Source organism: Algoriphagus pacificus (genome assembly GCF_017254845.1).
Lineage (GTDB): Bacteria > Bacteroidota > Bacteroidia > Cytophagales > Cyclobacteriaceae > Algoriphagus > Algoriphagus pacificus.
The window spans coordinates 123,408-144,216 of sequence record NZ_JAFKCU010000005.1 but is presented as its reverse complement, the minus strand read 5'-3'; the positions used below and the strand labels follow the sequence as shown (position 1 = coordinate 144,216).

Genomic DNA, 20,809 nt, shown 5'->3' with positions numbered 1-20,809 from the left:
ATTACGGAATAGAATCTTCCTTGGATGTGTCAGCTAACTGACATATCTCTCTAAAATTGAACTTAATTAAGCTGATTTTTAATAATTCTGCCAAATCCACCTGCGGTTAATTAAAAATATTGATTTTCCCTATCTTCGGCACTGCTGAAAAAGTATGGAGTATAGAATTATGAGAAAATTGGTCTTTGCCTCCTGTATAGCTGCCTTATGGCTTACCGGTTGCACCAAAGAGGAATCCGATCCATTTGCGACAATCAAACCCGATGAAAGCCGATTTACCAAAGTAACCTTGGTGGAAAAGCTAAATGAACCGATGGAAATTGAAGTCTTTGCAAACAAAGATGTAATGATCATCGAAAGGGCAGGAAAGATAAAGCTTTATCAAAATGCAACAGGTGAAACCATTCAAGTTGGCTTTATAGATGTCTATCCTGAGCGGGAAGATGGATTAATGGGGCTTGCAAAAGATCCTGATTTTGAGAATAACCATTGGATCTATCTATACTATGCTCCAAAGAATACCAGCGTCAATCGATTAGCCAGATTTGATTTCAAAGACAATTCAGTGGATTTGAGTTCTGAAAAAGTTCTTCTGGATGTCCCGGTTTATAGAGATTGCTGCCATTCCGGTGGTTCCATTGAGTTTGATGCGAATGGAAACTTGTTTCTTTCCTTAGGTGATGATTCCACTCCATTTGAATCCAGTAATTACAATCCGATAGACGAACGTGATTTTAGACCGGAAAACGTCGATGCACAAAGATCCTCTGGAAATGCCAATGACTTAAGAGGTGCTATTATTAGAATTCACCCAGAAGCTGATGGTACTTACACTATTCCTGAAGGAAATTTATTTTCAGTTGGGACAGAAGGTACTAGGCCTGAAATCTATGTAATGGGAAATCGAAATCCGTTTAGAATTGCCATTGATCAGCATAACGGGAATTTGTTTTGGGGTGAAGTTGGACCAGATGCAGCAGTAAATGACTCTTTGAGAGGACCAAAAGGTCATGATGAATTCAATTTGGCTACAAAACCTGGCTTTTATGGATGGCCCTATTTCGTGGGTGATAACAAAGCCTATTGGAAATTTGACTTTGCGAAGGAAGAATCTCTTTTTCAGTTTGATCCAACTGCTCCAGTTAATTCCTCCCCAAATAATACAGGAATCCAAAACCTTCCTCCAACACAAAAACCCTTGATTTGGTATCCTTACGATGAATCTGAGGAATTCCCGATGCTGGGAACAGGAGGAAGAAATGCCATGGCGGGGCCGGTTTTCTACCGGGATGATTACGAAGATTCAGAAGTGAGATTTCCAGGCTATTACAATGGGAAAGTGCTTTTTTACGACTGGATGAGAAACTGGATTTTCATGGTGAGTCTGACTGAAAACAATGAGTTGGATACGCTTGAGCAGTTTATGCCTTCCACCGTTTTTGATAAACCCATGGACATGCAATATGGACCGGATGGAGCGCTTTATGTGCTCGAATACGGAACCTTTTGGAGATCTCAAAATGATAATTCAGGGCTTTACAGAATTGAGTTTGCCGCTGGAAATAGAAAACCAAATGTGAAGGTTTCTTCAGACAAGAAATCTGGAAGTGCTCCTTTGACAGTTGATTTTTCATCGGAGGGCACTGTGGATTTTGATCCAGAAGATGTACTTAAATACGAATGGCAATTTGGTAAAGCAGGGACCTCTACAGATAAGAATCCAAGTTTCACTTTTGAAGAAGTAGGAGTTTATGAGGTTTCTTTGACAGTTACCGATCAAGACGGGGCAAGCGCCACCCAAAGACTGGAAGTGCAAGTAGGTAATGAGGCTCCTGAAGTTGAATTAGCCTGGAGTGGTAACAGAAGTTTTTACTTCGGCAAAGAGGAAGTTTCTTATGCAGTTAGTGTCTCGGATAAGGAGGATTCCAATATTCGTGAAGAAGCAATTGATTTCACAATTGACTTTGTGCCGGGAGGATATGATTTGATCCAGACAGGTCCAGAAGAAGAAATAATCAGTGTAGGAGAGACCCTTATCAATCAAGCGGGCTGTAAAGGCTGTCATGGAATTGCTGAAAAATCTGTTGGTCCGAGTTATGAGCAGGTTTCTGAAAAGTATAAGGATGATTCTGATGCAAAAGATTATCTCATAAACAAGATCCAAAATGGTGGAGCGGGAGTCTGGGGAGATACTCAGATGCCGGGGCACACCCACATTGATGTATCGAAAATAGAGGAAATGGTGGATTTTATTCTTGCCATATCCAATCCTGAATCTTCTAAAAGCAATCTTCCTCTCAATGGAACATTTACCTTGGGTGAAGAGGAAATGGCTGAAGGGTATTATGTGGTTCAAGCTAGCTATACAGATCAAGGTGCAAATGGATTAGCACCTTTGCAGGCTACCGAGCAATTGATTTTAAGAAGTCCATTGGTTTCTCCGGTTTTTGCAGATGCATTTGATCATGTGGCCAAAGCCAATGATGATGGTAAAAACTATGTAAGGTTTACCGAAAAAGCTGCTTGGTTTAAAATGAATCAACTTGATCTTAAAGGAATCGGGAAAATCGAATTTGAACTGGATCCAGGAAGTATCAAAGCTAAAATCCAAGTGCGTTTGGATAGCCCAGAAGGAAAATTACTTGGGGAAACAGCGTTAGTGGATAATTCCATCAAAGCAGGAAAAACCTGGGGAATAATCAGTATTCCAATTGAGCAAACAGAAAGTACACACGATGTCTATTTTGTGATCCAAACAGAAGATGGAATATCGATTTGGAATACCTTCAATATGAATTCCCTGAGATTTATTCGATAAAAAATGAGGAGGCTAATTTTTAGATTAGCCTCCTTTTTTTAATCAATTTTCAAGAATTCCCTAAAATATCGCTGCAGCGACAGATAGGATTCCTGATCCAATTTTCCGGCTTCGATGGCCTTTTTTACTTCCTCTGCAATCTCGTCAAATGGATAAGTGGTTTTTAGCTGATCATGTTCATCTAGCCAATTCTTGAGCATCAAAAGCTCATACTTATTGATGTCTCCATCTGCCATGATTCCAAAACAAATCCCCTGCAAATAATGTAGGGCAGCTTTAGACTTGTCTTTTTCTTCAAATTTTGGTGCGTAAGAATCCAAAATACTTTTGAGTTCAAAAATTTCCTCTGAGCCAAGCACCCCAGGTCTTATCTTATCATGGATCTCATGGTAAAAAGAATTAAAAGGCTCTTGATCGCAAAGACCATGATGGGTTTGGCACCATCCTTTGATTGCATCAAATTCGCTTTTTGTGATCCTACCATCCATGGCAATTCCATTGATAAGACCATTTAAATTGTGAAAAGCTATTTGGGTTTGAGTGATGATATTTTCTTCCATATCCTCTTTTTTATTTAAGATACAAAGTCTTGATTTACAATGAAACATCCCCAGTGAAGTATTCTTTGATTGGATTAAAAAAAGATAGATTGGATTTTTGGAATTATAATAAAAGGAGAATCAAACTATCGAATGTTTTGCCCGTAGAAGTCTTGTATACATCCTAAACTCCTACTTTATGAAAAAGATCACGCTATTAATTTCGGGAATATTATTAATGGTAGGAGTTGGGCAAGCCCAAACTTCCACTTGGCAAATTCCTACCATCGAGGTACCACTAGTTTCAGAAGGGGAGGCCAAAGCAAATCTTGAAATTGAGAAAAGTCTGGAATTTGCAGATCTGCATTTGGGATCAAAATCATACAGAATTTTGCTTAACAAAAGCGAAAAGAAATGTAAGATCATAGAGTTGGGTTCAGACCAAGTCTATGCAGAAGGAAAAAGCCTCAATAGTTTCCAATCAGGAAATCTTATTTTTACTGATGGAGACGAATTCATTTTTGAAAAGAAGAAGAAAAAAGAAGGATACGAAATCATCGGACCTAGCGGGCTCTTATTTAATGTAGAGAACAGAGGTTTAGCTCCTGTCGAGGTGAAAAATGAAAAAGAACTGATTGCCCAGTCCATTTTCGTATTCAAAAGAATCAAAGATCTTTACCGCGAAACTCCTGACGTATATAATTTTTATACCGACTATTATACCTCTCTGTACAACAAATAATTATCGAAAAGACAGCGTAAATACTGTTTTTTCGTTGGGAATTGAATTCACTTGAAGGCTTCCTCTGTGAAGATTCATGATCTGTCTGGAAATAGCTAATCCAATACCCGAACCGGTTTTCTTGGTTGTATAGAAAGGCACAAAGATTCTCTCCAAAGCTTCTGGTATGATTCCAGGTCCATGATCCTCTACGCGGATCACTGTACCTGCATCACCTTGGCTTACAGCCGATAGCCAGATTGTACGGTCTACCTGGTGCATTAAAGATTCACTTGCGTTTTTAACCAAATTGATCAAAATCATAGTGATCTGATCCGGATCACAAAGAATCTCCAAGTCCTCAGGTAAAATGTCCGTCTGGATTTTCACCTCAGAAACTTTCAGATCTTCCTTCATCAAAATCAATACATTTTCAAAAAGTGCTTTGACTTTGGTCATCTCTTTCTTAGGCATTGGGATGTTGGTATAATCCCTGTAGGCATTTACGAAATTGACCAGACCTTTGCTTCGATTGGCGATTGTTTCCAAACCTTCTTGAATATCCTGATAGCCATCTCTTTTGATTAAAAAACCCTCTTTTTGTACATAAGAGTCCTCTTCCAAAATCGTACTCAGCGAATCCACCAGACTGGAAATAGGAGTGATGGAGTTCATGATTTCATGTCTCAAGACCTTAGTCAGGTTTTGCCAAGCTTCCAATTCATTGGATTGGAGTTCTGCATTGATGTTTTGTAAGGATAGAAGTGTCCAGCTTAAACCTCCCATTTTCAGAGAAGTGGATTGAATGATCAAATGAAGGTTAGGATTGACCCGGTAAGAAATCCGCTGCCCCGGTTTCATTTCCATCACTTGCTCCAAAAGTGCCGGGCTCAACTTTCCCAAATCCGAAATATCTCGAAACTGAGGAATTTGTAATAAATGCTTTGCCGCATTATTGATCACTCCGATTTTTCCTTCCGCATTGAAAGAAATAATACCAGAATTTATGTGCTGAATGATGACCTGAAGGAAGAGCATTTGCTCCTCTTTCTCAGCTCGCGTTTGCTTGAATACATTCATCACCTCGTTAAAAGCCACATTGACTTCCCTGAAAGAGCCTCCCATTTGGCTATCTGAAGTGAATGAACTCGAAAAATCCGTATAGCGAATAGAGTCTAGAAATCGGGCAAGTTTATGGTTGACGGAGTTGACATAATAGATCAATTCGCCGATTTGGATCAAAGCGATAAAACCCAAAATACCCGGTGCCAACCATAAATCCTGACTGTAAAACAGCCAAAGACCTAAGTAGAGGCAAAAGATGATGAGTACGATCCGTAGGGCTACGCCGATTGAAAACCGCTTATAAACCATATTTTTCCAATCTGCGATAAAGAGACGAACGTGTCAGTCCTAACTCCTCGGCTGCTCTAGTGATATGTCCGTTGTGTTTTTGTAAGGCTTTTCTGATCAGGATTCTCTCCACATCTTCAATGTTCAGATGCTCCAAGCTTACTGATTCATCCTTTTGCTCAGGCTGCTGCATTTTCTGTAAAAACAGATCTTCTGGCTGCAAAACATTGTGATTACTCATGATGACTGCCCGCTCGATACTATGCTGCAATTCACGGATATTTCCAGGCCAATGATATTTCATCATTCGCTTAATAAGTGGCTCAGAAGCCTTTCTGACATCTTTATTGTACTTCTTGGAATAAAATTGAATAAAATGATTTGCCAAAAGCATCACATCATCCGCTCTTTCTCTAAGTGGAGGAAGCTGAATCTCTATGGTGTTGATTCGGTAGAGCAAATCCTGTCTGAATCCATTTTCATAAACCATGTTGTGAATCGGCATATTGGTGGCGGAAATCAAACGGATGTTCACATCCACGGCCCGATTGGCACCTACGCGAGTCACTTGTCTATTTTGCAAAACTGCCAAAAGCTTGGCCTGAAGCGGTAAAGGTAAATTACCTATTTCATCCAAAAACAAAGTTCCTTTATGGGCTTGCTCAAACCTTCCGGCACGATCTTCTTTAGCATCTGTAAAGGATCCTTTTTTATGTCCAAATAATTCTGATTCAAACAATGTCTGGGTAATTGATCCCAAATCCACTCCAACAAATGCTTCTTTATTTCTTCTGGAATGTCTGTGAATCGCTCGAGCGATCAGTTCCTTTCCTGTTCCGTTTTCACCTAGTATCAACACGTTGGCATCAGTAGCAGCTACTCGCTCGATGGTTTCAAACACCTTTTGCATAGCTGGACTCTGCCCAATAATCTCGGTAAACTTCCGATCAATATCCTGTTGCAAAGTTTGCTTCTGGTCTTTCAAAAGGTCCACTTCCAATTTCTTCTGTCGCAACTGCAATGCAGAATTCAATGTGGCGAGAAGTCGTTCGTTTTCCCAAGGCTTCAAAACAAAGTCTGTTGCCCCTTCTTTGATAGCTCGCACGGCCAAGTTCACATCACCATAAGCTGTAATCAATACGACAACAGCGGATGGGTCAAGTTCCAAGATTCTGTCAAGCCAATAAAAACCCTCTTGTCCCGAACTCACATCTTTCGTGAAATTCATGTCCAGCATGATCACATCATACTGTTCATTATGAGTCAAGATTGGAAGTAGGTCAGGATTTGTTTCGGTATCTACTTGCGCAAAGTGTCTTTTAAGAAAAATCTTTGCCGCTTTTAGTAAGTCCTCATTATCATCAATGATCAGGATTTTACCGATTTTTTGCTCACTCATTTATTGAAAGGTTTTAAACAGTAGTTTTTGGGCTTCAGCCTTTTTTAAATAATTACTTCCCTTTGTTCCAAAAGCATACCGAATTCCATTTTTAGAAGAAATTCAAATCAAAAGCTCTCCTATATCATTTTAAAGCCATTTTTTCTTATTTCTTATTCCAATAAAAGGTACAAAAAAAAATCATGCATTGAGCGGGTTTTGTTCGCTGGCGAACAAAAATGTTCGGGAGCCAATCCGGCACAAATTCATAAACCTGCGATAAGAGCCTCAGAAGGCAGTTTTTTTGGTGGCATACCATTTGGCATAATAGGGACAGCCACAATTGGCAGATACACACAATGGATAGAAAAATACAAAAGAAGACCTGGACGCCCAGGAAGATTGCATGGATTGCCGGAGGAGCTGCATTGCTCTTCGGGATTGTTTATCAAATCGGATTTGCGGATCATCGATCTACTATGAATGTGGAAAAGGATCGCCTCAGTATCGCAACGGTTTCTACCGGTGAATTTACTGACTACATTCTCGTATCAGGACAGATTGAACCTGCCCAAACCTTTTTCCTCGATGCAGTAGAAGGAGGGATGGTTGCTGAAATCGTTCGGGAGTCTGGAGCTTTGGTAGATGTTGGCGATACGATTTTGATTATGGCCAACTCCAATTTGCAGCTTGATGTAATGCAGCGGGAAACCATGCTTTATGAGCAAATCAATAACCTGCGTCAGACACGTCTTTTCTTGGATCAAAACGACTTAAGTCAACAAGGCCAATTGGCTGAAATCGATTATCAGATCAGCTTACTTGAGCCGCAATACAAAAGATTCAAAGAGCTACATGATAAAAAACTGGTTTCTGACCGAGAGTTTGAGGAAGTGGCGGAACAATACGAATACAATTTGAAGCGAAAGGAATTGACCTATGCTTCTTATAGAAGTGACTCTATCGCTAGAGCTTATCAGTTGCAGCAATTGCGTCAGTCAGAAAATAGAATGAATGCTTCTTTGAATGGAGTTGGTCAGATCCTGAATAACCTGGTGATCAAAGCTCCTATTGCTGGACAATTGGCGATGGAACAGATAGAAATTGGTCAGGCCATCAATTCCGGTGAGCGATACGGACAAATAGACGTCTTGGATGAATTCAAAGTGAGAGTTCCGATTGACGAATTATACCTGCCAAGAATCGGTCAGGGATTGAGAGGAAAGTTCACTCTTAGTGGAGTGGACCATGAGCTGGAAATCATGAAAATCTATCCAACGATCACCAATGGTCGCTTTGAAGTGGATATGAAATTCACCGGCGAAAGTCCTCAAGGAATCAGAAGAGGTCAAAGTGTAAGAATCAGATTGGAGTTGGGAGATAGTGAGCAGAGCTTGCTTTTGCCAACAGGTGGATTCTTTAAAGATACCGGAGGAAACTGGGTATTTGTGATCAATTCTGAAGGAAATGCAGAGAAGAGAAATATCAGATTGGGAAGAAAGAATCCTGAATACTACGAAGTGCTGGAAGGACTTGTAGAAGGTGAAAAAGTCATCGTCTCTGGCTATGAAAATTTCGGTACCAATGAGGTGCTGGATTTGAAATAATGCTGCGAAGTATGAAATATGTAATGAGAACTACGAAATAAGATTTCGTGGATAAAATGTAAATCCATGCAACTATATCGCGACTCTTTTCATCTAATGAATATGATGCAATCATTTAAGTCTAAAATAAAATAAATACTAAAACCACTGATTGTGCCGCATCGGGCCTCCGACACCGGACATCGGAAAATAAAAAACGCATATGCAAAACGTCATCAAAACCGTCAATCTAAGGAAAATGTATGCTACTGAAGAGGTAGAAACAACTGCATTGGATAGTATCCAAATTGAAATCAAAAAAGGAGAATTTGTAGCTATCATGGGGCCATCCGGATGTGGTAAGTCCACTTTGTTGAATATCCTAGGTTTATTGGACAACCCAGATGATGGAGAATACCATTTCTTGGACAAAGAGGTTGGTAAATTCTCCGAGAGACAAAGATCTTCTTTGAGAAAAGGAAACATCGGTTTCGTATTCCAGAGCTTTAACCTGATCGATGAATTGACAGTATTCGAAAACGTTGAGCTTCCTTTGCTTTATCTGAAAATCCCTTCTGACGAAAGAAAAACCAGAGTTGAAGAAGTTTTGACTCGCATGAATATCATGCACAGAAGAAATCACTTCCCTCAGCAACTTTCAGGTGGTCAGCAGCAGCGTGTGGCTATTGCCAGAGCAATTGTAGCAAAGCCTTCAGTGATCCTTGCCGATGAACCTACAGGTAACTTGGATTCTACAAACGGTGAAGAAGTAATGAGACTTTTGGAAGAATTGAATAACGAGGGAACTACTATCGTCATGGTAACTCACTCTCCCCATGATGCCAACTACGCACACAGAATCATCAACTTGTTTGACGGTAAAGTTGTGACCGAGAATATCAGGGAGCAGTTTCACGTGTAGTTTGAATTGAAAGATTTGAAGATTCTAAATACTTGTCCGCCGTGGTGGATTGAAAAATTAGTCTCTTAAGAAAAATCTCCACCTCGGTCTGTGAGACACAGACCGAGGTAACTGGAATACCTTCGCCACAGGTCGTGTCTTTACGGACTGTTTATCAAATGGCCCGTGAAGACACGAGCCAAGGCAAATAGCTCCAACACAAACCTCGGAAAACGACGTCACTGCGAGGAGGAACGACGAAGCAGTCTCGTGAAATAGAAGGTATTGAATCTAAAAACAAGAAAGATATCTGAAGACGAGATTGCTTCTCCCGACTCTCGTGTTCGCAATGACATTTAAGTCCCACCACTAAACCAATTCCTCATGCTACGTCATCAAATTCTATTGGCCTTCCGAAGTTTTATGAAGTCCAAGCATATTTTTGCCATCAATCTTTTTGGGTTGACTATTGGTCTCACCACGGTCATTCTCATTTTGCTTTGGGTAAAAGATGAATTGAGTGTCAATCGCTATCATGCACAGATAGATCAGATTTACACAGTGATGACGAATCATGATAATTCTACCGGAATTGTTACGATTCCTTACACTCCAGCTGAAATGGCGGAGGCGATGCAAGCTGAACTGTCCCAAGTGGATAAGGCAACTGCTTTTTCTCCATTTATCGAGGGAGTGACTTTTGAGCAGGGAAATACAAAAATGGAAGGGGATGGATATTTCGTGGACCAGGAATATTTCCAGATTTTTGATGTTGATTTTTTGGCTGGGAACCCTGAAAAAGCCCTGACAGATATTAACTCAGTGGTGATTTCAGAAACCTTGGCAAATAAACTTTTTGGAAGCCCTCAATTGGCTTTAGGGAAGTCTTTGAAATGGCAGGTTTTTGATTTCAAAAATGATGTGGAGGTGACCGGGGTTTATAAGGACTTTGGGAAACTTGATCTTGTCAAGCCTGAATATTTAATGGCTTTTCCATTTTTCAAACAAATGCTTGGTGAAGGAGCTCACTGGGATAATTTCAATGCCACCGCAACAGTTTTATTAAAAGAAGGAACAGATGTAGCTTCTTTCAATGAGCAGATTTCAGATTTTATAAAAAATAAGGAAGCGGAATCTAACGTGTCGGTTTTTGTACAGCCATTTGGAGACACTTACTTATACGGAACTTATGAAGACGGGAAAGTAGCAGGCGGAAGGATTAGCTATGTGAAAATCTTCTCTGTCATCGCAATTTTCATCCTGATCATTGCATGCATCAATTTCATGAATTTAACCACTGCCAGATCCATGAGCAGGTTAAAGGAAATCGGTGTGAAAAAATCGATGGGTGCTAGCCGTGGAGGATTGTTTACCCAGTTTATTACCGAGTCTTTGGTACTGACTTTCTTTGCTGTTGTGCTTGCTGTTTTGGTATCCTATGCATTGCAGCCATTTTTCAATCAAGTCACTTCCAAAACGCTAACACTCTCATTCCAGCCAGATGTCATTCTCATCTTGCTAGGAGTTTGGTTGCTTACAGGTTTATTGGCAGGAATTTATCCAGCCATTTACCTTTCCAAATTCAAGCCAGTGGAGGTAATGAAATCAAATCTGAAAGGAAGTTTTGGAGAGCTTTTAGCGAGAAAAGGACTGGTTGTATTTCAGTTTTCAATCTCACTTTTATTGATCATTGGCATCTCGGTTTTGAGCAAGCAGATGAATTATATCCAAAATCAAAACTTGGGATATAACCAAGCGCACCTGATAGAGCTGAACGCCTCAGGAATCGCTCCAAATCAACTTGCAACTTACCTCGAAGAAACCAAAAAAGTACCCGGTGTAAGTAATGCATCCAGCTTATCCCATCCCTTGGTTGGATTGGCAAGTTCGACTATTGGATTGACTTGGGAAGGAAAGAATGAAGAGGAGCAGGTGAAGTTTGAAAACATCACTGTCAACATGGGATTGATCGAAACCATGGGTTTTGAAATGGCGGCAGGTCGTGCTTTTTCGCCAGAATATGGGGAAGAACAAAATAAGATCATTTTAAATGAAGCAGCAGTGAGAACCATTGGTTTTCAGGATCCTGTTGGTCAAATCGTCAACTTATGGGGCGATGACAAAGAGGTGATTGGAGTTGTGAAAGACTTTCATTTTGAGTCATTAAAAGAAACTGTTAAGCCAGCGTTCCTGAAATACGATCCAGCTTTCGCTCAGAAAGTTATGGTTAGAATTGAATCCAACGATCAGCAGGCAAGTATCGCAGGTATTTCAGAAGTCTATGAGAAATTCACGGGTCAACCCTTGAATTATTCTTTTATGGATGAGGATTATCAGTCGCTCTATGCCTCCGAGCAAAGAGCTTCTAAACTGGCTAAATATTTTGGCACCACTGCCATTTTCCTTTCCTGCTTGGGACTGTTTGGATTGGCTGCATTTACTGCCGAAAAGCGCAAAAAAGAAATCGGAGTTCGCAAAGTCATGGGAGCTTCCTTGATGAGTGTGCTGACCTTGGTATCCAAAGACTTTATCGCTTTGATTTTAGTGTCAATCATCATCGCGGTTCCGATTGCTTGGTATTTCGCAAATAACTGGCTGCAAACTTATGCTTATCAGACAGATTTGAGTTGGTGGATCTTTGCAGGTTCTGGTGTGCTCTTGATTGTGATTTCATTGATTACGGTAGGCTATCAGGCTTTCAAAGCAGCCTCAGCCAATCCGGTTAATTCCTTGAGAAGCGAATAAATGGATTTAAGATATATGATATAGGATTTGTGATTTGAGGTGGCGATTTCAGAATCTGTATTGGATGAATGAAATGATGCTTCAAGAATCTGAATCCTTTGAAATAGAAAATATCAATCCAAAATGAATATAAAGTGAAACCTGTTTCACTTAGAACGCATCTAACAGATGAAAGACCCTGCGTTCCAGAATTTTGACCAACCTTATCCAGCACAATTATGTTTGAGAATTATTTCAAAATCGCACTGAGGAACTTAAAGAAGCATAAGTTCTACACATTTATCAATATCCTGGGTTTATCGGTTGGAGTGGCAGTCTGCCTGATCATCTCACTTTTTGTGATCAACGAACTCTCCTACGACAAGCATTTCAAAGATGCGAATCAGATTTACAGAATTCATGCGGATATTATTTTTGGTGGGAATCACTGGAATATGATTCAGGCTCCCGCTCCAATGGCGGAAGCACTTCCAGCGGAATTTCCCGAAGTGGAATACGCAGTAAACTTCAGACAGCGTGGCTCTTACTTGGTCAAGAACGTAGACCAAAATATTAAGGAAAACAATGTGATTTGGGCTAGTAAGGACTTTTTTAACGTCTTTGGAACACCTCTTTTGGAAGGAAGTCCTGACGGGGTTTTGGCAGAACCAAATACAATGGCCATCAGTAAAAGTACCGCAGAGAAATATTTTCCGGGAGAAAGTGCCTTGGGTAAATCATTGATTTTGGACAATGAATACGATTTCAGAATTACAGGAATCTATGAGGATATCCCAAAAAACACTCATTTCCATTTCGATTTTTTGCTTTCCATGGAAGGCTTGGAAGAAGCTCAAACCACATCTTGGCTGAGCAATAATTTTCAGACTTATCTCAAACTCAGAGAGGGTTCGGATCCAGAAGATTTGGATCTAAAGATGAAGTCTCTGGTCAAAAAAAATATAGAGCCTGAATTAAGTAAAATATTTGGTGAAGGTGCGACCATGGATGCCATGCTTGCTGATGGGGGTAAAATGGAATATGCTTTGCAACCGCTGCTGGATATTCACTTGAAAAGTGATTTGATGGGTGAATTTGAGCCGAATTTCAACATCACTTATGTTTACCTTTTTGTGGCAATTGCATTATTCATTTTGGTTATTGCCTGCATCAATTTTATGAACTTATCCACGGCACGTTCTTCTAACCGAGCCAAGGAAGTTGGGATCCGAAAAGTAATGGGTTCCTACAGGTCTCACTTGATCCGTCAGTTCCTGATGGAGTCTATCTTATTGAGCGTAATTTCTTTCCTGATCGCGATTCCTATTGTGGCTTTTCTTTTGCCGATTTTCAATGATTTGGCTGGTAGAACATTAAGTATTCCTTTTTCTCAAATAACTTTTTACGGGATTTTGGTTGTGGGAGCCATTGGTACAGGATTATTGGCAGGAACCTATCCATCCTTTTTCCTTTCAGGCTTTAAGCCAATAAGTATTCTTAAGGGAAAAGTGGCTTCTGGAATGAAAAGCGGATTGATTCGAAGCTCTTTAGTGGTTTTCCAGTTTTCTATTTCCATCATTTTGATCATCGCAACCATCGCGGTATTCAACCAGTTGAATTACATCCAAAACAAGAAGATTGGTTTTAACAAAGATCAAATCATCACAATAGATGATATCTATGCGCTAGGCGATCAGGCAGAAGCTTTTAAGGCTGCTGTACTTTCCAATAGTATGATGGAAGCCGGGACAATTTCTGGCTATTTACCTGTAGCTGGAACTTACCGGAGCGATACCCCGTGGTGGGCAGAAGGTAAAGATCCCAAGCAAACTGAAAACCTTGTTAGCATTCAAAACTGGCGTGTTGATTACGATTATGTGAAAACTCTGGGTATGGAGATTGCTGAAGGAAGAGATTTCTCTATGGATTTTCCATCTGATTCCTCCGCAGTAATTCTCAATGAAACGGCAGCGAAAAACTTCAATTTTGAAGGAGATCCAATCGGACAGAAAATCTATACCATGGCTGGGGATAATGAAAACCTGGATATGAGTAACCTTCAAAATAAGACAGTGGTAGGAATTGTGAAAAATTTCCACTTCGAGTCTCTGAAGGAAAATATCGGGTCAGTGATGATATTTTTGAATAAAAGACCACAAGGAATAGCCTCTTTCCGATTCAATGCCAACAATACAGATCAGGTAATTGAATTTGTGGAAGCAAAGTGGAATGAATTTGCTCCCGGGCAGCCTTTTACTTACTCATTCCTGGATGATCGATTTGGGAAAATGTATGCAGCTGAAACCCGACTTGGAAAGGTCTTTGGCATCTTTGCCGGCTTTGCGATTGTGATTGCTTGTTTGGGTTTGTTTGCTTTGACAGCCTTTACTGCAGAGCAGCGAACCAAGGAAATCGGTATCCGAAAAGTACTGGGTTCCAGTATTGGAAGCATTATCGTATTGCTGTCGAAAGAGTTTGCCAAACTGGTTTTGATAGCCTTCTTGATTGCTTCACCAGTGGCCTGGTACGCCATGAGAAAATGGCTGGAAGATTATCAGTTCAAGCAGGATTTAGGCTGGCAGGTATTCCTGGGGGCAGGAGTGTTTGCGATTGTGATTGCTTTGTTGACCACCAGTTATCAATCCATCAAAGCTGCTACTGCCAATCCGGTAAACTCATTAAAGAGCGAGTAATTTGATTTAAGATTTTGGATGTAGGATTTAGGTTCAGCTGACCTTCTGATTTAATCGTTATTGCCTGCCCTCCGGGAGGCGGGCGAGAGAGGTAGGAGCGAAGGATCTCAAGTCAGAAAGCTAAAGGAAGAAGTCTGAAAAGTAACCCATCTCGACTCTTGCCGAAGTTCCTGTCTTCACGAACTGACTATTCCTATGGCTCATGGAGACACAAGCCGAAGCAGAAATCAACCTTCGAGGTTTTTAATACCTCGAAGGTTTTTTTGTTTTCTAATGCTTTTTATCCCCATAATTCTCGAGGAATTAACTGCTCAACCTATTCAAGTTCTTATTTATAGGTTAACCCAAATCCAAAAGGGAATAAGGTATCTTTTTCGGGATATCCAGGAGCATCAGGATCTTGTTCTATAATTGCCGAACTGGTTTTTGCCAAGGCAAATGGTAGTTTTCCGCTTGGATTAAATTTTCCCATAATAATATCCATCACGGCTGCATCACTTACTCCAAAAGTAGCCAATATACCCCCAGCATTGAGAACGCCACTTGCTTCATCCAATACATATGGCTGGCGGAAGTCAATGGATAAAATGGTCTTCTCAGGGCCAACAGTTTCCATAATCTTCTGAATGTCTTCCAAAGAAGGTGAAATCTTCCAAGACTTTGATTTTGCCATTTCTGAAAAGGATAGAAAACTTAATTCATCAGGACTAGCTCCCCCAAATCTTCTTTCACTTCCACCATTCGTGGTTACCTGAATTCGGATAATAGCAATATCAGTTTCTTGTGAAATAGCTGGTAATGTTTCATTTTTTGCTTTGTCGTAATCGCCTGGCGTGAAGATGTAATTTGACCATGCTCGATCTTTAAACAAAGCCGTATTCATTCCCATAGTAAAGATTCTCAGCGTATCCTGTTCCTTGGGTTGAGACAGGGGAAGGGTCATTTTATTTTGGAGAAGCACAATTGATTTTCTTTGTGCGAGATCAGCCTTTTTCTGGAAAGAAGGATTTCCCACTACATAAGCCGCTCTGTTTGGATCAACGTATGGGTTTTCGAATAAGCCTAATTCAAATTGCTCTTTCAATAATCTGGTCACCGAAAGATTGACCCTGTCTTCAGAGAGTTTACCGGATTTCACTAAGTCCAGGATTTGCTTGTTATTGCTAAAACCGGAAAGAATATCCGTGCCAGCCTCTATTGCAATCAGAATTTGTTCATCCACAGTCTTATCTTCCAATCCCCAAGCTCGGTCACCAATAATTCCAGTATCCGAATTCACATATCCGCTAAAGCCGAGTTTAATTCGTAATAAATCTGTCAAAATCCCTTTGGAAAAGGCCATCCCAACTGTATTGGGTAGATAAGGCTGGCCCACTGGAATACCATAATATGCCATGATGGATGAAGCCCCTGCATCCACAGCAGCTTTAAAAGGAGCAAGGTGGTAATCGAATTGACCGGCTGGATAGACTTGGTTTTTCCCAAAATCATAATGCGGATCTCCGCCTCCTTCCTGTGGCCCGCCGCCAGGGAAATGTTTGATAGTTAAAGCAATGCTTTTTGAATTCAATTGTTCTCCTTGAAGATTCTTTATCAATACTGAGATGATATCAGATGCTAGCTCGCTGTCTTCCGTAAAAGTCTCATGGACGCGATACCATCGCGGTTCGGTAGACAAGTCGGCCATATATCCATACATGCCTCGCAGGCCAATAGCATTCCATTCTTCGGCCATTATTTTAGCGAAGTCGGCAATTAGCTCCATATCTCTCGTCGCTGCCAAACCACTTTCTTTAGGCCAGGCTGAAAACGAACCAGACTCCACGTTAATTCCGGCTCTAGAGTCAAAATCCATATGGTTTCTGGAATTGGATTTAAACATAGACGGAATGCCCAAGCGTGTGCGCTCAGATAACTCTTGAATAGCATTCATAAATTGTGCGGCATCGAAAGGAGAGATTTGTACTCCTGCAAAACCATTCCCCGGACCATTATTGACTGGATTGTCTTTAATAGTATTTCTGAAAATGAATCGGGTCATTTTCTGATTTTCAATTAAGTCTACAGCCTGATCCGTTATTTTTCCATGTTCACCAGCATTTAGCGTATTGATTAGCATCATACCCACTTTTTCCTCCAGCGTCATTTGATTTAGTAAATCAGTAATCCGGATGTTCACAGGTTGACGCCAATCTTCATAAGGATCTAATTTGTTGTTTTTGTTCAGGTCTTTAAAAGTGAGTTGATTTTCGTGTAGAATATCTACGACACGACCTTCAATGGTAGGCTGGAATTTATAGGTTCCTTGTGCCAAAGTATTGCCTGAGAGTAATAGCGCTAATAGCACTACTTTAAAAGCATTTTTCATGGGACTATTTTGGGTTGATTGACTAAAGGGTATTTGGGTACCTTTCTCAATATAAAAAAAATCAGATGGGATTTCTGATGCAGTAAATGAGAAGTTAAATTTTTCTCCCAAAAGTTCCTTTCCTATAGGGCTTAAAATAAAATCGGGTTGTGGAGACACAAGCCGAAGCAGAATTCAACCTTCGAGGTTATTAATACCTAGAAGGATTTTTTGTTTTGTTATAATTCCCCTACTAAGTTCTTGTATTCACTAACGTTAAAGCCCTAATTCATGTCTTCACGAATTGACTATTCTGATGGCTCGTGAAGACACGAGCCTGAGCGACCAAACTAATAAATAAAATCGGCACGTGGGGAAACAAGCTGGGCAGAAATTAGAAATCAACCTTTGAGTTTTTTTTGGTTAAATCTCCTAAGCTAACATATCGTCGGAGATGGATTTCTTATACAATACCTAGATACACTGAATCAGATAAGTCCCTTTTCTTTGTCCAAGGGTTTTCTTGGCTAAAGGCTAACCAAGCATGCCATTTTATATCGGCAAGTATTGGAGATATTGGCATTAAATGGTTTTCGGATTTTCTGATGCTACCTAAAAACTCCCATTCTGAGCCTGTGCTTTCTGTAGATAGTAAAAATAGAAAAGCATTGTCCTAGGGTTTTGCAGATGCCTGTTCGGAATTATCTGTCCAGGTGAATTTTATTCCATCAGTAACCCGTTCCGCTTTAGCATTTTGCGGACCTAATAGATTGCCCAGACTTACTTTTACAAGGCTGATATCCAGAATTTTTGAATTGCCTTCGAACTTGAAAGAATTTTTATTGGTATAGGAGACTGCTGCATGATAAGCTCTCCTTGCACCGTTTTCATGGTTTTGATAGCCGAACTTTAAAATATGAGTAATGTTTTTCAGAAATCTTACGCTCTGCGTATTCACAGATTGAGATCGGCGCTTTATTTCTGAAGTTTTTGCTTTAGTACTTTTACTTTGCTTTCCGGGTTTCCTGCGCGTATAGGTTTTTCCTCCTATTTTGTAAAAAGTCAGATCTCCTACGCTTCCTGAAAGTCCCTCCAGAATTGAGTTAGTAATCCTTGCCATTTGCTTACTGTTTAATTTACAGTAGAATTTAGTTTAAAAAAAGAATAATCACACAATAAATTAGTTTGTTTTTTATCTAAAATCACTCTACAATTATCTTCAAACCAATAATTTATTAATTATGGATTGATTTCAGATTGTTTTTGGATTGGTCATAGAATGGTTTTACACTAAAGTATACTATGCTGATGATGCTAGTAAGCTGCTTTTATTGGGAGAGAAAATGTAGCAAAGATGGTAGGAAGAGTGATAGGAAAGGCCTTGAGGGATTTAAGGTAATTAAAAAGATGCCATTACTTTCCGATCAACTTCTCCAGCCTGGCCATCATCTCATCTTTCTCCTTGAGCATACGCTCGTACAATGCAATTTTTTCTTCGTGAAGCTGGATCAATTTATCTATTGGGTGAAAAGTTGGATTTACATTAATAGCCACAGCACCCTCTTTGAAATCTTGAAAAGTATTAGAAATAATATTCACGGCTTGTTCCTCATCAAAATTCTGAAATGCTTCAACAGGAAGTTTGAGTGCCTCAGCAATCTGGCTTAAAAGACTAGCTTCAATTTCTTCCTTTTGTTCCAGCAGGGAAATCTTTTTCTGGTTCCAGTCCTCACCTAGCTCATAAGCCAGGGCTTCCTGCTTGATGCCTAGCATTTCCCTGAAGCGTTTGACGTTTCTACCTTGATGGATTTTATTGGATGGAGAGTCGTTCATGGTTTAGGATATTTTTCCGGTTTGTGGCTTAAGACTTAATTCTGTAGTAGATCAAATTTAAACCTTTTCTGGATTTGACGCTGGAAATGCAAAGTTAATTCCAAGGTAAAATAGTTGTTTTATAAGGATATTTTATTCCAACCCTACAAAATGTAGACATCCTATGTCTGTAAATTCAGGAGTTTAGATTCTATACCATCTTTTATACAATTCAAGAGTATCTAATATCTCTTATTGAACTGCTTTAATACTCAAATCCAGGGTTCCTTTTACAAATGAGCCTTGGTCTATTCTTCCCTTGGAATCTATGGCTGGCAAATAAATATTTTTTGATACCACTTCTCTCATTTTTATCACTTGGTCGAGAGTGAAGCTATTCTTGGCCCCGATATAGTCCATATAATTAGTGGAGTAGAATGGAATATCGTTGCAATAAATGTCTTGTTTGGAAGCCAAGATATCGCCCTTTTTCAGGTAAGACTCAGTGTCAGGTATTCCATCCCCATCTTTACAAGGGTCGTATTCATTGTTATGAAATATGTGGGGGAGACCAAATAAATGACCCAATTCATGGGTTAAAGTGGTAGAGTTTCGGTAGGAAGACATACCAACTGCAACTGCATAATTAAAGTTTAGAGGAGGGATTTGATCGGCTGGATATTCTCTGGGAAAATTGGCAAAACCTCCTGCTCCAGTCAGTTCCAAGATGAAAACATTAATGTACTTTTCTGGATCCCAAAGATGTTCAAAAATGAATTCATTGGTTAGATTAGAATTATAGGGGAATTTGTCTATATCAGTGTTTATCCGATGAATCCCAGGTTCGTTTAATAAATTGCCAAGCGTATCAGTGAGTGCCAAAGTAAATTGAATTCCGGAATCGAATGAATTATGGCTTTGTCTGAAAGTACTTGGTTCATTTCTAAATTGTTCATTTGCCTTTTCAAGAATCCCAGGAATTTCTTCTGAATAAGCTTCTCTGCTTCCTGGTCCCTTTACTAAATGAAAAATAATTGGTAGGCTATAGACAGGTGACAAATCAGGCTTTTCTCTTGAAATAATATATTGCACCTCAGATTTCTTATCTCCCGAAACAACATAATAAGGAATATTTCCTGTCCGGTTCACCAGGATGTTTGTTGGGTTCGGATATTCTACCCCATCAAACCAAACAGAATAATTTGGATAAAAGTCTGTCTCGAATTCTCTTTCCTTGTAATTATAGATCCTTGGCTTCAAATCAATTCTGGAAATACCGGAAATAGCATAAGGCGAGAAAGTAGAATCTCCCGGTGAGATTGCTATTCTTGAAATATAGGTTCGGGTATTCACATCCATGACTTTTATCCGAAGGGTATTGCTTTTAACGCTTCCTACCTTCATAAAAACCGAATATTCAGCTTCTTCACTGGTGTCTATGACCAAGTCTTTGCTGACTTTATCATTGATGTAAATTACCTGTTTGGGGAGTTCTTCTAAAAAAACCTCTTCATCAGCTCCATTCAAGAACTGAGGAAAAATTTTTAAGGTTTGTTCCTTGATAGTTGTTGAGAATATCGAGTCATAGGCGGTAATTTTTATCCCGGCAACTTGACTGTTAAAAGCCTCCAGTTTTTCATCCTCTAAATTGGAACAACCAAATAGAGCAAAGCAAAACATAAAAAATAAAGCGAGTTGGGAAGGCAGTTTAAAGTTTGTCATAGAAAGGGTAAAAAGTACAAGTAGTTGTTAATCTAAAACTAAACGCAGATCCCGATCAAGTTGCAACAGTGGAAGTTGGGAATTGTGATATAAGATATAAGATTTATGATATTAGGTATGTGATTTTTTCGCCCAAGTTCGTGTCTTCACGAACAGAAGGAATTATTGGCTTGTGGAGACACGAGCCTGGACAACTCCATCTCGCTCTAGTTCCC

13 protein-coding genes are annotated in these 20,809 nt (G+C 39.8%); 6 read left to right on the top strand and 7 right to left on the bottom strand.

The window, feature by feature from the left end; all coding sequences use genetic code 11:
- Nucleotides 1-154 precede the first annotated feature (154 nt).
- A complete protein-coding gene (locus J0A69_RS18155) occupies nucleotides 155-2,818 on the top strand; it encodes a PQQ-dependent sugar dehydrogenase (RefSeq protein WP_236032995.1) in 2,664 nt (887 codons plus the stop codon).
- A 38-nt stretch (nucleotides 2,819-2,856) separates the two neighbouring features.
- On the opposite strand, the gene J0A69_RS18150 is transcribed toward J0A69_RS18155, so the two are convergent.
- Nucleotides 2,857-3,378: a TerB family tellurite resistance protein gene (locus tag J0A69_RS18150; protein ID WP_206588043.1), complete on the bottom strand. Its 522-nt coding sequence runs from the start codon at nucleotides 3,376-3,378 to the stop codon at nucleotides 2,857-2,859.
- A gap of 178 nt (nucleotides 3,379-3,556) precedes the next feature.
- Between J0A69_RS18150 and J0A69_RS18145 the strand changes: the two genes are divergently transcribed.
- A complete protein-coding gene (locus J0A69_RS18145) occupies nucleotides 3,557-4,099 on the top strand; it encodes a hypothetical protein (protein WP_206588042.1) in 543 nt (180 codons plus the stop codon).
- Here J0A69_RS18145 and J0A69_RS18140 read toward each other — a convergent pair whose 3' ends face one another.
- Complete coding sequence (locus tag J0A69_RS18140) at nucleotides 4,100-5,452, bottom strand: sensor histidine kinase (protein ID WP_206588041.1); 1,353 nt, start codon at nucleotides 5,450-5,452, stop codon at nucleotides 4,100-4,102.
- On the bottom strand, nucleotides 5,442-6,830 hold the full coding sequence (locus tag J0A69_RS18135; RefSeq protein ID WP_206588040.1) for a sigma-54-dependent transcriptional regulator: 1,389 nt from the start codon (nucleotides 6,828-6,830) through the stop codon (nucleotides 5,442-5,444). Before J0A69_RS18135 ends, J0A69_RS18140 begins: the two co-directional genes overlap by 11 nt.
- A gap of 338 nt (nucleotides 6,831-7,168) precedes the next feature.
- On the opposite strand from J0A69_RS18135, the gene J0A69_RS18130 reads away from it, so the two are divergent.
- The 4 genes from J0A69_RS18130 to J0A69_RS18115 all read left to right on the top strand — a co-directional run bounded on the left by J0A69_RS18130 (nucleotide 7,169) and on the right by J0A69_RS18115 (nucleotide 14,713).
- Complete coding sequence (locus tag J0A69_RS18130) at nucleotides 7,169-8,416, top strand: efflux RND transporter periplasmic adaptor subunit (protein ID WP_206588039.1); 1,248 nt, start codon at nucleotides 7,169-7,171, stop codon at nucleotides 8,414-8,416.
- Nucleotides 8,417-8,618: 202 nt separating this feature from the next.
- The gene (locus J0A69_RS18125; protein ID WP_206588038.1) at nucleotides 8,619-9,317 is read left to right on the top strand and encodes an ABC transporter ATP-binding protein; all 699 of its coding nucleotides are present in this window, start codon (nucleotides 8,619-8,621) and stop codon (nucleotides 9,315-9,317) included.
- Between the two features lie 363 nt (nucleotides 9,318-9,680).
- Complete coding sequence (locus J0A69_RS18120) at nucleotides 9,681-12,041, top strand: ABC transporter permease (RefSeq protein WP_206588037.1); 2,361 nt, start codon at nucleotides 9,681-9,683, stop codon at nucleotides 12,039-12,041.
- A gap of 218 nt (nucleotides 12,042-12,259) precedes the next feature.
- Complete coding sequence (locus J0A69_RS18115) at nucleotides 12,260-14,713, top strand: ABC transporter permease (RefSeq protein WP_206588036.1); 2,454 nt, start codon at nucleotides 12,260-12,262, stop codon at nucleotides 14,711-14,713.
- 328 nt (nucleotides 14,714-15,041) lie between these two features.
- Here J0A69_RS18115 and J0A69_RS18110 read toward each other — a convergent pair whose 3' ends face one another.
- From J0A69_RS18110 to J0A69_RS18095, 4 genes are all read right to left on the bottom strand, one after another.
- Nucleotides 15,042-17,081, bottom strand: a complete 2,040-nt coding sequence (locus J0A69_RS18110) for a glycoside hydrolase family 3 protein (RefSeq protein ID WP_206588035.1) — start codon at nucleotides 17,079-17,081, stop codon at nucleotides 15,042-15,044.
- Between the two features lie 652 nt (nucleotides 17,082-17,733).
- Nucleotides 17,734-18,180 (bottom strand): DUF6266 family protein, encoded by a 447-nt coding sequence (locus J0A69_RS18105; RefSeq protein WP_206588034.1) that lies wholly within the window; start codon nucleotides 18,178-18,180, stop codon nucleotides 17,734-17,736.
- Nucleotides 18,181-18,473: 293 nt separating this feature from the next.
- Nucleotides 18,474-18,893: a helix-turn-helix domain-containing protein gene (locus J0A69_RS18100; protein WP_206588033.1), complete on the bottom strand. Its 420-nt coding sequence runs from the start codon at nucleotides 18,891-18,893 to the stop codon at nucleotides 18,474-18,476.
- A gap of 231 nt (nucleotides 18,894-19,124) precedes the next feature.
- Nucleotides 19,125-20,594, bottom strand: coding sequence for a M43 family zinc metalloprotease (locus J0A69_RS18095; protein WP_206588032.1), 1,470 nt, complete (start codon nucleotides 20,592-20,594; stop codon nucleotides 19,125-19,127).
- Nucleotides 20,595-20,809 lie beyond the last annotated feature (215 nt).